The 12904-nt window shown below is 62.8% G+C and carries 16 protein-coding genes; 13 read left to right on the top strand and 3 right to left on the bottom strand.

The window, feature by feature from the left end:
• Positions 1-87: 87 nt before the first annotated feature.
• The 10 genes from JFC13_RS06210 (at position 88) to JFC13_RS06165 (ending at position 9108) form a co-directional block, all read left to right on the top strand.
• On the top strand, positions 88-807 hold the full coding sequence (locus JFC13_RS06210) for a helix-turn-helix transcriptional regulator (RefSeq protein WP_198396238.1): 720 nt from the start codon (positions 88-90) through the stop codon (positions 805-807).
• Positions 804-2234 carry a Fe-S cluster assembly protein SufB gene (sufB, locus tag JFC13_RS06205; RefSeq protein WP_198396237.1) on the top strand — a complete coding sequence of 477 codons (1431 nt, stop codon included), beginning with the start codon at positions 804-806 and terminating at the stop codon, positions 2232-2234. Before JFC13_RS06210 ends, sufB begins: the two co-directional genes overlap by 4 nt.
• Before the next feature lie 38 nt (positions 2235-2272).
• The gene (gene sufD, locus JFC13_RS06200; protein WP_198396236.1) at positions 2273-3448 is read left to right on the top strand and encodes a Fe-S cluster assembly protein SufD; all 1176 of its coding nucleotides are present in this window, start codon (positions 2273-2275) and stop codon (positions 3446-3448) included.
• A complete protein-coding gene (locus tag JFC13_RS06195; protein ID WP_408610727.1) occupies positions 3445-3768 on the top strand; it encodes a non-heme iron oxygenase ferredoxin subunit in 324 nt (107 codons plus the stop codon). The genes sufD and JFC13_RS06195 overlap by 4 nt, the downstream gene beginning before the upstream one ends.
• Before the next feature lie 50 nt (positions 3769-3818).
• Entirely contained in the window at positions 3819-4577 is a 759-nt protein-coding gene (sufC, locus tag JFC13_RS06190) for a Fe-S cluster assembly ATPase SufC (protein WP_198396235.1), read from the top strand.
• Positions 4577-5827: a SufS family cysteine desulfurase gene (locus JFC13_RS06185; RefSeq protein ID WP_198396234.1), complete on the top strand. Its 1251-nt coding sequence runs from the start codon at positions 4577-4579 to the stop codon at positions 5825-5827. Before sufC ends, JFC13_RS06185 begins: the two co-directional genes overlap by 1 nt.
• Before the next feature lie 10 nt (positions 5828-5837).
• Entirely contained in the window at positions 5838-6305 is a 468-nt protein-coding gene (gene sufU / locus JFC13_RS06180) for a Fe-S cluster assembly sulfur transfer protein SufU (RefSeq protein ID WP_198396233.1), read from the top strand.
• 2 nt (positions 6306-6307) lie between these two features.
• On the top strand, positions 6308-6643 hold the full coding sequence (locus JFC13_RS06175; protein ID WP_198396232.1) for a metal-sulfur cluster assembly factor: 336 nt from the start codon (positions 6308-6310) through the stop codon (positions 6641-6643).
• A gap of 183 nt (positions 6644-6826) precedes the next feature.
• Positions 6827-7513 carry a ribonuclease H family protein gene (locus JFC13_RS06170; protein ID WP_198396231.1) on the top strand — a complete coding sequence of 229 codons (687 nt, stop codon included), beginning with the start codon at positions 6827-6829 and terminating at the stop codon, positions 7511-7513.
• Entirely contained in the window at positions 7510-9108 is a 1599-nt protein-coding gene (locus JFC13_RS06165; protein WP_198396230.1) for an ABC-F family ATP-binding cassette domain-containing protein, read from the top strand. The genes JFC13_RS06170 and JFC13_RS06165 overlap by 4 nt, the downstream gene beginning before the upstream one ends.
• A gap of 39 nt (positions 9109-9147) precedes the next feature.
• Here JFC13_RS06165 and JFC13_RS06160 read toward each other — a convergent pair whose 3' ends face one another.
• Genes JFC13_RS06160 through JFC13_RS06150 form a run of 3 tightly spaced genes read right to left on the bottom strand, consistent with a single transcriptional unit; the run spans position 9148 to position 10651 of the window.
• Positions 9148-10050, bottom strand: a complete 903-nt coding sequence (locus tag JFC13_RS06160; protein ID WP_198396229.1) for an SURF1 family cytochrome oxidase biogenesis protein — start codon at positions 10048-10050, stop codon at positions 9148-9150.
• Positions 10050-10262 carry a hypothetical protein gene (locus tag JFC13_RS06155; RefSeq protein ID WP_143921730.1) on the bottom strand — a complete coding sequence of 71 codons (213 nt, stop codon included), beginning with the start codon at positions 10260-10262 and terminating at the stop codon, positions 10050-10052. Before JFC13_RS06155 ends, JFC13_RS06160 begins: the two co-directional genes overlap by 1 nt.
• Positions 10259-10651 (bottom strand): DUF3099 domain-containing protein, encoded by a 393-nt coding sequence (locus JFC13_RS06150; protein WP_198396228.1) that lies wholly within the window; start codon positions 10649-10651, stop codon positions 10259-10261. The genes JFC13_RS06155 and JFC13_RS06150 overlap by 4 nt, the downstream gene beginning before the upstream one ends.
• A 147-nt stretch (positions 10652-10798) precedes the next feature.
• Between JFC13_RS06150 and JFC13_RS06145 the strand changes: the two genes are divergently transcribed.
• The 3 genes from JFC13_RS06145 (at position 10799) to JFC13_RS06135 (ending at position 12873) form a co-directional block, all read left to right on the top strand.
• Positions 10799-11509, top strand: a complete 711-nt coding sequence (locus JFC13_RS06145; protein WP_198396227.1) for a beta-ketoacyl-ACP reductase — start codon at positions 10799-10801, stop codon at positions 11507-11509.
• Positions 11510-11606: 97 nt separating this feature from the next.
• The gene (fabI, locus tag JFC13_RS06140; RefSeq protein WP_143921727.1) at positions 11607-12365 is read left to right on the top strand and encodes an enoyl-ACP reductase FabI; all 759 of its coding nucleotides are present in this window, start codon (positions 11607-11609) and stop codon (positions 12363-12365) included.
• Positions 12366-12369: 4 nt separating this feature from the next.
• Positions 12370-12873 (top strand): SixA phosphatase family protein, encoded by a 504-nt coding sequence (locus JFC13_RS06135; RefSeq protein WP_198396226.1) that lies wholly within the window; start codon positions 12370-12372, stop codon positions 12871-12873.
• Positions 12874-12904 lie beyond the last annotated feature (31 nt).

The following is a 12904-nucleotide window of genomic DNA, read 5'->3' as shown; positions in this document are numbered from 1 at the left end:
GCGTCGAATCGGCATGTAGTTAGGCTCACCTAGTTTTACGAAACAAATTACGCAACAATAGTGTTGTGTTAGTCAAGGAGGTGGAGAATGGCTGCGAACGACACAGAAGATCGCCGTACCCGAGAGAAGGTATTTCGATCGGTGCTCGATGAAGGGCCGATCACTGCCTCGGCGTTGGCGAAAGGTCTTCACCTGACTCCTGCGGCGATTCGTCGTCATATGGATGCGCTGGAGAGCGAGGGCCTCATCGAGGTCCGAGAGCTCGCCGGCAAGCAGGCAGGCCGCGGCAGGCCGGCCAGACACTACGTGGTCACCTCGCGTGGCCATGGGTCGGTCACCCATTCCTACGACCAGCTGGCAGTCGATATCCTCCGGTTCATGAAGGACCGAGTCGGCCATGAGGCCGTTGAGGAGTTCACCGAGGACCTGGTTGCGAAACTCCGCGACCGCCTCGGCGGGGAACTGGATCGACGGGGAGGCACCACAGTGGCTTCCCGCTCCCGGGGACTGGCTGCGGCATTGACCAAGGAGGGATATGCTGCCTCGGCGACACCGGTGGCGGCCGGCACCCCTCTCGAAGCGATGCAGCTGTGCCAAGGGCATTGTCCGATCCAGGCAGTCGCCTCCGAGTTCCCCGAGATCTGCGAAGCAGAGCTCGCCATGTTCTCGGACTACCTGGGCGTCGATGTTCGTCGTCTGTCCTCATTGGCCCACGGCGACCATGTCTGCACCACCCACATTCCGACCTCGGAACTCACCAGACCACTCATCCACAGCAATGATCGACCTCAAGGAGGTTCACGATGACTGACACAGGCAATCGGATCATCGATGCTAACCCCGAGCTCAAAGACCTCGGGCAATACGCATACGGTTGGCACGACGGAAACGACGCTGGAGAGTTCGCGGCTCGCGGTCTCTCAGAAGACGTCGTCCGCAACATCTCGAAGTTGAAGGACGAGCCGGACTGGATGCTGCAGCGCCGGCTCAAGGCGCTCAAGCTGTTTGAGAAGAAGCCGATGCCCAGCTGGGGTGCAGACCTCACCGGCATCCACTTCGACGACATCAAGTACTTCGTGCGCTCGACAGAGGGCCAAGCGACGTCCTGGGACGATCTGCCCGAGGACATCCGCAACACCTACGACAAGCTCGGCATCCCCGAGGCTGAGAAGCAGCGTCTTGTCGCAGGTGTGGCCGCTCAGTACGAGTCCGAGGTCGTCTACCACCAGATCAACGAAGAGCTCGAGAAGCAGGGTGTCATCTTCATGGACACCGACACCGGGCTGCGCGAGTACCCGGAGATCTTCGAAGAGTACTTCGGCTCGATCATCCCCGCCGGAGACAACAAGTTCTCGGCGCTCAACACCGCAGTCTGGTCGGGCGGTTCCTTCGTCTACGTCCCCAAGGGCGTCCACGTCGAGATCCCTCTGCAGGCCTACTTCCGCATCAACACGGAGAACATGGGCCAGTTCGAGCGCACCCTCATCATCGCCGACGAAGGCTCGTCAGTGCACTACGTCGAGGGCTGCACCGCACCGATCTACAAGACCGACTCACTGCACTCCGCAGTCGTCGAGATCGTGGCCAAGAAGGACGCGAAGGTTCGCTACACGACCATCCAGAACTGGTCGAACAACGTGTACAACCTCGTCACCAAGCGTGCGATCGCCGAAGAGGGCGCTTCCATGGAATGGGTCGACGGCAACATCGGCTCGAAGGTCACCATGAAGTACCCGGCCATCTGGCTGACCGGTGAGCACGCACGCGGCGAGACGCTGTCCGTGGCATTCGCCGGCGAGGGCCAGCATCAGGACACCGGTGCGAAGATGGTTCACGCCGCTCCGAACACCCACTCCTCGATCGTGGCGAAGTCCGTGGCCCGTGGCGGCGGACGTTCCGGTTACCGCGGACTCGTCCATGTGCACCCCGGAGCCAAAGGCTCGTCGAACAATGTCCTCTGTGACGCACTTCTGGTCGACAACATCTCTCGCTCCGACACCTACCCGTACATCGATATCCGTGAGGACGATGTGACGCTGGGTCATGAGGCGACCGTGTCGAAGGTGAGTGAGGATCAGCTCTTCTACCTCATGAGCCGCGGCATGGAGGAGACCGAGGCAATGGCGATGATCGTGCGCGGATTCGTCGAGCCGATCGCTCGCGAGCTGCCGATGGAATACGCACTCGAGCTCAACCGCCTCATCGAAATCCAGATGGAAGGTGGCGTGGGCTGATCTGCGCCCACCACCGACCACGACAAGGAGTTTTCTAAGTGACTGATACCACCAATCCGTTGGGCCTCGATGAGCACTCTCATGGCGCCGACGTCCACGTCCCCGATTCCAAGCGGGACGCTCGCACCCGCAGCTTCGACGTCTCCGACTTCTCCGTCCCGAACGGACGCGAAGAGGAGTGGCGGTTCTCGCCGGTGCGCAAACTCAGTGATTTCTTCACCGACGCTGCCTCCGAGACGAAGCTGACGACGACCGGCGACCTGCCTGAGGGCATCTCCGTGGAGGAGATCTCGCTCGAGGCCGCGCAGGAGCTGGGCATCCTCGAACCCGAGGATCGGGCCGCCGCCGTGGCAGCCAACCGCGCCGCCACCGTCACCCACTACTCGGTTCCCGCGGGAACCGAGATCGACGGCGCCGTGATCATCCACGCCGACGGCACCGGCAACGACATCTCCCATGGACATGTCGTCGTCTCCGTCGGAGCGAATGCCAAGGCGACCATCGTCATCGAGCACGAAGGACTCGCTCGGCACTCCGAGCTCGTGTCCCTCGTCATCGGTGATGGCGCAAATGTGACCTTCGTGTCCCTGCAGCTCTGGGACGACGAGACACAGCACCTGGGCCAGCACGACGCGATCGTGGGCAAGGATGCGAAGTTCAAGCACATCGTCATCAGCCTCGGCGGAGACATCGTGCGCCTGAACACGAACGTGCGCTACTCGGCAGCCGGGGGAGAGGCCGAACTGCTCGGACTCTACTTCGCCGATGCCGGCCAGCACTTCGAGCACCGCACCTACGTCGACCACAACACGCCGAAGGCCACCTCGAACGTCCACTACAAGGGCGCTCTCCAGGGCAAGGACGCACGCAGCGTCTGGATCGGCGATGTGCTCATCCGCCCCGAGGCACTCGACATCGACACCTACGAGCTCAACCGCAACCTCATCCTCTCCGATGGGGCCAGGGCGGACTCGGTGCCGAACTTGGAGATCGAGACCGGCGACATCGCCGGCGCCGGACACGCTTCGTCGACCGGACGCTTCGATGAGGAGCACCTGTTCTACCTGATGAGCCGCGGCATCCCCGAGGACGTTGCGCGTCAGCTCGTGGTCCGCGGATTCTTCAACGAAGTGATCCAGAAGATCCAGGTACCCGAGATCGAAGAGGTCCTCAACGAGCGAATCGAGGAAGAACTCTCCCGGAGCGTTCTGTGACCATGATCGACGTTGCAGCCGCCGACGAGGTGGCCGCGGGCGCGACGATGAGGATCGAAGTGAACAACTTCGAGATCTGCATCGCCCGCGACTCCGACGGCACGATCCATGCCATCGACGATGTCTGCACTCACGGCGAGGTATCGCTGGCCGAGGGAGAAGTGGAGGGCTGCGCCATCGAATGCTGGCTGCACGGATCCCAGTTCGACCTCAAGACCGGCCGCCCACTGAGCCCACCGGCATTCGAACCCGTCGCAGTCTATGACTGCAAGGAGATCGCCGGCCGCATCCTGCTTGACCCGAGCACAGTGGTCAATTGACCAGCACGCTCAACTGATCACCACGCTTACCTGAATTGAAAAGGATTGACATGTCCACTCTGAAAATCACTGACCTGCACGTCAGCGTCAACACCGAAACCGGTCCCAAGCCGATCCTCAACGGCATCAACCTGGAGATCAACTCCAACGAGACCCACGCCATCATGGGCCCCAACGGCTCCGGCAAGTCCACACTGGCCTACTCACTGGCCGGTCACCCGAAGTACCAGGTGACCTCGGGCTCCGTCACCCTCGACGGCGTGGACGTCCTCGCGATGTCCGTCGACGAGCGCGCCAAGGCCGGACTGTTCCTGGCCATGCAGTACCCCGTCGAGGTCCCCGGCGTGACCGTGACGAACTTCCTGCGTTCGGCCAAGACCGCAATCGACGGTGAAGCACCGAAGCTGCGTCACTGGACCAAGGACCTCAAGTCCGCGATGGAGAACCTCCGTGTGGATCCTGAGTTCGCCAGCCGCAACGTCAACGAAGGATTCTCCGGCGGCGAGAAGAAGCGCCACGAGATCCTGCAGATGGAGATGCTCAAGCCCAAGTTCTCCGTCCTCGACGAGACCGACTCCGGCCTTGACGTCGATGCTCTGCGCATCGTGTCCGAGGGCATCAACCGGGTGCGCGAGTCGACCGATGTCGGCGTCCTGCTCATCACTCACTACACCCGCATCCTCAGCTACATCAAGCCCGACCACGTGCACGTGATCATCAAGGGCAAGGTTGCTGAAGAGGGCGGGCCCGAGCTGGCCGATCGCCTCGAGAACGAAGGCTACGACCGCTTCCTGCAGGCCTCGGTCTGATGTTCTCCCGCCTGCGGAACGACTTCCCGATCCTGGACACCAGGATCGGGGAGTCGTCTCTGAGCTATCTCGACTCTGGCGCGACTTCCCAGAAGCCGCAGTGCGTCATCGACACATTCACCGAGTACTACTCGCAGCGCAATGCCGCCGTCCACCGTGGAGCACACTCTCTTGCGGTGATGGCCACCGACGCGTTCGAAGCAGGCCGTGAAGCAGTGGCAGACCTCGTCGGCGGAGCACCCGAACAGGTGGTCTGGACGAAGAACGCCACCGAGGCACTCAACGTGGTCGCATTGGGCATCGACCGAGCCAGCGATGGCTTCGGGGGAGAGACCGCTCAGCGTTTCGGTCTCGGCCCCGCCGACTCCATCGTCGTCACCGAGATGGAACACCACGCGAACCTCGTCCCCTGGCAGCAGCTGGCCCAGTCCACGGGTGCCCAACTCCGTTGGCTCCCGGTCACGGACGCCGGAGAGCTCGATCTCAGCGATCTGGAATCCATCGTCGACGAGACGACCAAGGTCTTCGCCTTCACCCACGTCTCGAATGTGCTCGGCACCATCAACCCGGTCGACGCACTCGTCGCTCGGGCCCGGCAGGTGGGGGCCCTCGTCGTCCTCGACGCCTGCCAATCGGTCCCGCACATGCCCGTGAACTTCGTCGACCTCGATATCGACTTCGCAGCGTTCTCCGCTCACAAGGCGCTGGGGCCCACCGGTCTCGGCACTCTCTGGGGAAAGACGGACCTGCTGAACTCGCTGCCCCCGGTCCTGACCGGCGGATCCATGATCACCACGGTGACCATGGAGGATTCGGCGTTCATGGACGCACCACAGCGGTTCGAGGCCGGAACACAGCCCGTGGCCGAGGTCGCGGCGTTCACCACAGCGGTCAACTACCTCGCCGAGGTGGGCCTGGAGAAGATCTTCGACCATGAGCGAGAGCTCGCCGGGGTCCTCCTCGACGGCATCGCGAAGATTCCCGGCATCACGGTGCTCGGCGCCGCCGAGAATCGGATCGGAACCGTGGCCTTCGACGTCGACGGCGTCCACGCCCACGACGTGGGGCAGTACCTCGACTCCCAAGGAGTTGCGGTCCGGGTCGGCCATCATTGCGCTCAGCCGCTGCACCGGCGCTTCGGCGTCACCGCCACGACGCGGGCGAGCACCTATCTGTACAACAACACCGAGGACTGCGAACAGTTCTTGGCCGCTCTGGCCGAGGTCCGTCCCTTCTTCGGAGTTCAGTGAGGATCGTGTCATGAGCACGCAGATGCAACAGCTCTACCAACAGGTCATCCTCGATCATTCCCGGGAGCGTGCCGGCAACTCCGACTTACTCGGCGACAGCGCTGCTGGGGCACACGGCTCCTCGCACCAGATCAACCCCACCTGTGGCGACGAGATCGAACTCGAGACCGAGATCAGCGAAGACGGCGGAATCGCCGTGCGCTGGACCGGTGACGGATGCTCGATCTCCATGGCCTCGGCCTCTGTTCTGACAGAGCTTGCTGCGGAGAACAGTGTCGAGGGCATGCTTGACATCGAAGCGAAATTCCACGAACTCATGCACTCTCGTGGAACAATGGCGGGAGATGAGGAAATACTCGGCGACGCTGCGGTGTTTTCCGGAGTGTCCAAGTTTCCGGCCAGGATCAAGTGCGCGCTCCTGTCCTGGGTCGCGTTCAAGGACGCACTCAACCAAGCACAAACGTCTCTGAAGGAGTAAGAATGCCCGAAGTGATAGACGCACCGCAGAACGCCAGCATCGACGAGGTGCGCGAAGCGATGATGGACGTCATGGATCCTGAGCTCGGCGTCAACATCGTCGATCTCGGACTCGTCTACGGACTCTCCGTCGAAGACGACGGCACCGCCGTCGTCGAGATGACCCTGACGTCTGCGGCCTGCCCGCTGACCGATGTCATCGAAGACCAGACCGCTCAGTGCCTCGAGGGCATCGTGCCGGCCTACCGGATCAACTGGGTCTGGATGCCGCCGTGGGGACCTGAGAAGATCACCGAGGACGGTCGCGAACAGATGCGTGCCCTCGGCTTCAACATCTGAGTTCTGATACTGCCGACGTCCCCGCGGGGACGTCACACCCTCACCTCGCCGAGGTGGGAGCACCGATTCCGGTGCCCCCACCTCGGCGATGTTGTGGGTCGGGGTTGCAGAGATCACCTGCCCTGAATGCAGGGGACAAGGCTCGGCATGAAAGAATGAAGACCGACTTTCCTAGGAGAACCATTGACGATCATCGCGGCCGCAGACGGGTCAGCCCTCGGCAACCCCGGACCCGCCGGCTGGGCCTGGTACGTCGATGATGACTGCTGGCACGCCGGCGGCTGGAAGGAATCGACGAATAACCGCGGCGAGCTCATGGCCGTCCTCGACCTGCTGAACTCGACGGCGGAAGCCGAGGAGGATCTCAAGGTCTTCTGCGACTCCAAATATGTCATCAACGCGTGCACGAAGTGGATGCCCGGCTGGAAGCGCAGAGGATGGAAGAAGGCTGACGGCAAGGACGTCCTCAATAAGGATCTCCTCGAACAGCTCGATTCCGCGCTGAAGGGCCGCGAGGTCGAATTCGAATGGGTCAAGGGCCACAGCAACCACGCAATGAACGAAGCGGCAGACGACCGTGCACGGGCAGCGGCCACCGCGTATCAGAAGAGCACAAAGGTTCCCTCCGGACCCGGATACGTCCCCGCGGGGACGTCCCAGTCGATTACGGCTTCCTCAACTGAGGACGTTCCGGTCGCCGACGAAGCCCCGGTCGCCGACGACGCGCCGGCCGCCGGGACCACCACGCTCGTGTCCTGTCGAGTCCCCACACACATCGCAGACGAACTCGTCTCCCGGGCACAGGCTCAGGGAATCCACCCGCAAGAATTCTTGGCCGACATCATCGGTCGCAGTTTGGAGAATGAATGATTCAGGCATCCGACCTCGAAGTCAACGTCGGCGCCCGTACGCTGATGTCCGAGGTCTCCTTCCGCGTGGACAAGGGTGACCGAGTCGGCCTGGTCGGACGCAACGGGGCGGGCAAGACCACCCTGACGAAGGTGATCATGGGTGGCCACAGTGCCGCGAAGGGCAGAGTCTCCGTCTCCGGGTCGGTGGGATACCTGCCTCAGGATCCCCGCAGCGGTGACCCACAGGCCACCGGCATGGAGCGCATCCTCTCCGCCCGCGAACTCGACGTCTTAGTCAAGCGTCTGCGCAAGGCCGAGAACCAGATGGCCTCGCCTGATGAGAATGTCTCGATGAAGGCCATCGATCGCTACCCGCGCATCGAAGCCGAATTCATGGCCGCAGGCGGTTACTCAGCGGAATCCGAAGCCTACGCGATCGCAGCGAACCTGGGCCTCGACGAAGATCTCATCAACCAGGAGATCGGCACCCTCTCGGGCGGCCAGAGGCGCCGCGTCGAACTTGCCCGGATCCTCTTCTCAGCCCCGGACACGATGATCCTCGACGAGCCGACGAACCACCTGGACGCAGAGTCCGTCCTGTGGCTGCGCGACTACCTCAAGGGCTACTCCGGCGGACTCATCATCATCAGTCACGACCTCGACCTCATCGATGAAGTCGTCAACAAGGTGTTCTTCCTCGACGCGACCCGCCAGACCATCGACATCTATTCGATGGGCTACCGTCTCTACCTCAAGCAGCGCGAAGATGATGAGCGCCGTCGCCGTCGCGAGCGTGCCAATGCCGAGAAGAAGGCTTCGGCCCTGAACGCCCAGGCGAACAAGATGATGGCGAAGGCGACGAAGACCGTGGCCGCCCAGCAGATGGCCAAACGTGCCGAACGCCTGCTGTCGGGACTCGATGCCGAACGCAGCACCGAGAAGGTCGCGAACCTGCGGTTCCCGGCCCCTGCCGACTGCGGACGAGTGCCGCTGACGGCTGAGGGACTCTCTCGCAGCTTCGGATCGACAGAGGTCTTCACCGGCGTCGACTTGGCCATCGACAAGGGCTCACGAGTGGTCATCCTCGGCTACAACGGTGCCGGCAAGACAACGCTGCTGCGCCTGCTGGCCGGTCTCGACGAACCGGACTCGGGTGAGGTCGTCCCGGGCTTCGGCCTCAGGCTCGGGTACTACGCACAGGAACACGAGACGCTCGATCTCGACCGCAGCGTGTTGGAGAACATGAAGCGCAACTCCCCGCACCTCGACGACACCGCGGTGCGCAATGTGCTCGGTTCGTTCCTGTTCTCCGGCGATGACGTGCATAAGCCATCAAAGGTGCTCTCCGGCGGCGAGAAGACTCGTCTGGCGCTGGCCACACTCGTGGTCTCCAGCGCCAACGTCCTCCTCCTCGATGAGCCGACGAACAACCTCGATCCGGCCTCGCGTGAGGAGATCCTCTCAGCTATCCGCCGCTACGAGGGCGCCATCATCCTTGTCACACACGATGAGGGAGCAGTCTCCGCGCTCGACCCCGACCGTGTGCTGCTGCTGCCTGACGGCGACGAGGACCTGTGGAACGACACTTACCTGGATCTCGTCACGCTGGCCTGAGACTCGACCTCTTCGCCGGTGGTCCCAACGACCGCCGGTTCAGGAGTGCCTGAACCGGTCCTCGATGAATTCGTCCTCTTCTGCCTCGTCACGGCCGTGGACACCCGGTGATCTCAACCGGTTGCGGCCATAGCGGTTGCCCGGCTGGGAGATCTTCGCTCCCGCGTCCAGCGCCTCCTTGTCCACCACGACGTATTCGACGTCGCCGGTGAATTTCGCGGCCGCCTCGGCGTCGGCTCTGCGTTCTCGTCTGGCGGAGATCGATACGGCGATGATGATCATGATGCCGAAGGTGAACCACTGGAGCATGTAGGACAGGTGGTTGCCCGGGTCGAGATCCGGTGCCGGCAGAGGCGTCAGCCCAGATTCGTCGGGCAGGCCGTTGCCGGTGTGGATGGTCTCCGCGTAGATGTTCTCGTATGCCGAATCCATACCGGGGATCCGGGCGGGATCGATGGCCTTGATCAGCCCATCCGGATTATTGTCCTCGGAACCGTCCTGGGCCGGTTGGAGACGGGCGGCGATGGTCTGCTCCCCGGTGGGCGTCGGCGGGGCCTGATCGGGTTCTGCGATCCATCCCCTGACGATCGCGATCGTGTCCCCGGACGTGAGCTCGAACGGAACGACGACGTAATAGCCGACCTTGTCGTTGACCGTCCGGTTGCGCGCGAACACGGTATCGGATTCCAGATAGTGGCCGGTCAGCGACACCTGTCGCCACTCATCGTCGCCATCGAGAGTCGCCGAGGTGGAACCCAGAACGCTCGTGATGTCGACCGGTTGAGACGAATAGTTCGCGTTGATCGTAGCGATCTCATGCTGCCGCTGATCCTGTCGGTCCTTCTGCCACAGTGCCAGGAAGATGCAGGCGATGACGATGATGATGGTCATGGCGATGTATTTCAGCCACCGTGCGCTGAAGAGGAAGGAATAGCGTGACATCAACCGGCGTCCTCCGGGATGTCGTCGACGGCGACGTCGCTCTGATAGAAGCTGCGCATGGTCAGGAACTCTCGCAGATAGTCGAGATGTTCGTCACAAGCCAGCCAGGTCTTGCGGCGTTTGGGCATGTGCAGGCGGGGATTGTTCCACAGAATTGCGCGGGTGGCCTCTGCCCGGCAACCCTTGGCCGAGCATTGGAGCGTCTCCGTCATGTGTCATCACCTCGAGTCGGGTCTGTCGACGTTTCACCATCGTCCGGCGCTGAGTCCTCGGTTTCCCCAGCGATCGTCTCCCCGGCGATGGTCTCACCGGTTGCCGGCGGCAGCTCGGGCATCGGCGCGTTGTCCAGCAGAGCCGAATCGTCATTGGTGGTGCGCTCACGCCCGGCATTGGCGATGATCACAGCCGGATAGGGGAGGAGCACGGCACCGGCCACGCAGATCCACATCAACACGGTCAGATCTGCCCGGAACATGAAATAGGCCGCCACGAAGCAGAGCGTGCGAATTGCCATGGTGACCGAGTATTTGATGATCCGCGACTTCATGTCGTCATCAAGGGCAGTGTCTGCCGTGGTGATCTGCTGCGGGTGCTTGGACATAACCTTCTTCGTTCGATTACTGCTACAAAATCATACTCTTCGTTTGTGTGAGTCGTATCGACGCCTGCCGGTTCGCGATAGGTTAGTGACGGTAAGTTTGATCTCAAACGCTGATCAATCTGTATTGTCCACCAACAGGAGAGATTCGTGTCAGAACCACGCATAGTCCTCGTGACCGGAGGAAACCGCGGAATCGGCCGCACCATCGCCGAGGAATTCCTCGCCCAGGGCGACACGGTTGCCGTCACCTCCCGCAACGGAGACGCACCGGAAGGTGCTCTGGCCGTGTCCGCGGACGTCACCGATACCGCATCCCTCGACGCGGCATTCGCGCAGATCGAGGAGAAGCTGGGCCCCGTCGAGGTGGTCGTGGCGAACGCCGGCATCACCCGCGACAATCTGCTCATGCGGATGAGCGACGAGGAGTTCGAGGCCGTCGTCGACACCAACCTCACCGGCACCTTCCGCACCGTGAAGCGTGCCATCACCGGAATGATTCGCGCGAAGAAGGGCCGCATCGTGCTCATCTCGTCCGTGTCGGGACTCTACGGAGTCCCCGGTCAAGCGAACTACTCGGCGTCGAAGGCCGGACTCGTCGGCCTCGCCCGCTCGGTCACCCGTGAGCTGGGTTCGCGCGGCATCACCGCCAACGTCGTCGCACCGGGCTTCATCCGCACCGACATGACGGATGAGCTGCCCGAGAAGCAGCAGAAGGAATACCTCGCCACGATCCCCGCCAAGCGATTCGCCGAGGCGAGCGAGGTCGCAAAGGTCGTGCGCTGGGTGTCCTCAGACGAAGCCGCCTACATCTCCGGCGCCGTCATTCCCGTCGACGGCGGACTGGGGATGGGGCACTGAGCCCCGTCAACATCTAGACTTCACACCAAGGACGTCGGCTCCTACGGCGTCGATCGCAACGATTTCACCTACGTTTGAACATTTCGAAAGGACCACCATGGGAATTCTTGACGGAAAGCGCATCCTCGTCACCGGCGTTCTGACCGAGGCATCCATCGCCTTCGCAGCCGCCCGCATCGCCCAGGAGCAGGGTGCCGAAGTCATCCTCTCCAGCTTCGGCCGCCAGATGAAGATCACCCAGGTGATCGCCGAGCGACTGCCCGAGACCCCGAAGGTCATCGAACTCGATGCCACCAACGACGATGACCTGGCAGCACTGCCTGAGCGCCTCGAGGGCAACATCGACGGCATCGTCCACGCCATCGCGTTTGCCCCCAAGGACGCACTCGGCGGCGTGTTCCTCGACACCCCATGGGACTCCGTGTCCGCAGCGATCCATGTCTCGGCGTTCTCGCTCAAGGCCATCACCGTGGCCGCGAAGCCTGTGCTCAACAAGGGTGCCGGTGTCGTCGGTCTGACCTTCGACGCCACCATCTCCTGGCCGGTCTACGACTGGATGGGCGTGGCCAAGGCCGCCTTCGAGTCCACTGCTCGCTACCTCGCGAAGTACGTCGGCGAGGACGGAGTCCGCGTCAACCTCGTCTCGGCCGGACCGCTGAAGACCACCGCCGCCACCTCGATTCCCGGATTCGGGACGCTCGAAGACATGTGGGGCGACCGCGCACCGCTGGGCTGGGACCAGAAGGACACCACTCCGGCAGGCAAGGCGATCGTCGCCCTGCTCTCGGACTGGTTCCCTGCCACAACCGGCGAGATGGTCCACGTCGACGGCGGATTCCACTCCACCGGCGCCTGATACCATGCCTGTGCTCATTCTCGCTCGCCATGCGAAGGCCGAGGCCGAGGGTCCGACGGACTTCGAACGCTCATTGAACGCCAAAGGTCTTGCTCAAGCCGTCGAAGCCGGAGCCGAGATCGCCGAGCGCTGGTCACCTGACGTGGCCATCGCCTCGGCGGCCAGGCGCACCGTCCAGACAGGGCAGGCCGTGGTCGAAGCCGTCAACCGGCACAACGGGGAACCTGAGACCGGTGCGGGCCTCGAACTGCGCCAGGACGAATCCCTCTACAACGGGGGAGTCGATGACTGGATCGACGCGATCAATTCGATCCCGTCAGATTCCCAGTGCGTCTACATCGTGGGCCATCAGCCCACCGTCGCCGAGGTGGTCGGCCACCTGAGCCCGGCCGCCGGAGTCCCGGACGCGTTCCGTCCTTCCTCGCTTGCGGTGTTCGTCCTTGAGAGCTGGGACGTCGAGCCCGGGAACTATCCCGCACCCGAACTCAGGGTCTTCCTCGGGGTCTGAGCGCTGCAGCTGACACAGAACCAGGCGTCTG

Origin of the sequence: Brevibacterium antiquum (assembly GCF_016107655.1) — a bacterium.
Classification (GTDB): domain Bacteria; phylum Actinomycetota; class Actinomycetes; order Actinomycetales; family Brevibacteriaceae; genus Brevibacterium; species Brevibacterium antiquum.
Note: the sequence above shows the minus strand (reverse complement) of the source record. Positions and strands in the feature narration are given on the sequence as shown.

Bases quoted from the DNA above. Each gene is read 5' to 3' on its own strand.
- JFC13_RS06210 (WP_198396238.1), top strand. From the start codon at position 88: ATGGCTGCGAACGACACAGAAGATCGCCGTACCCGAGAGAAGGTATTT.
- sufB (WP_198396237.1), top strand. From the start codon at position 804: ATGACTGACACAGGCAATCGGATCATCGATGCTAACCCCGAGCTCAAA.
- sufC (WP_198396235.1), top strand. From the start codon at position 3,819: ATGTCCACTCTGAAAATCACTGACCTGCACGTCAGCGTCAACACCGAA.
- JFC13_RS06185 (WP_198396234.1), top strand. From the start codon at position 4,577: ATGTTCTCCCGCCTGCGGAACGACTTCCCGATCCTGGACACCAGGATC.
- sufU (WP_198396233.1), top strand. From the start codon at position 5,838: ATGAGCACGCAGATGCAACAGCTCTACCAACAGGTCATCCTCGATCAT.
- JFC13_RS06175 (WP_198396232.1), top strand. From the start codon at position 6,308: ATGCCCGAAGTGATAGACGCACCGCAGAACGCCAGCATCGACGAGGTG.
- JFC13_RS06165 (WP_198396230.1), top strand. From the start codon at position 7,510: ATGATTCAGGCATCCGACCTCGAAGTCAACGTCGGCGCCCGTACGCTG.
- JFC13_RS06160 (WP_198396229.1), bottom strand. From the start codon at position 10,050: ATGTCACGCTATTCCTTCCTCTTCAGCGCACGGTGGCTGAAATACATC.
- JFC13_RS06155 (WP_143921730.1), bottom strand. From the start codon at position 10,262: ATGACGGAGACGCTCCAATGCTCGGCCAAGGGTTGCCGGGCAGAGGCC.
- JFC13_RS06150 (WP_198396228.1), bottom strand. From the start codon at position 10,651: ATGTCCAAGCACCCGCAGCAGATCACCACGGCAGACACTGCCCTTGAT.
- fabI (WP_143921727.1), top strand. From the start codon at position 11,607: ATGGGAATTCTTGACGGAAAGCGCATCCTCGTCACCGGCGTTCTGACC.
- JFC13_RS06135 (WP_198396226.1), top strand. From the start codon at position 12,370: ATGCCTGTGCTCATTCTCGCTCGCCATGCGAAGGCCGAGGCCGAGGGT.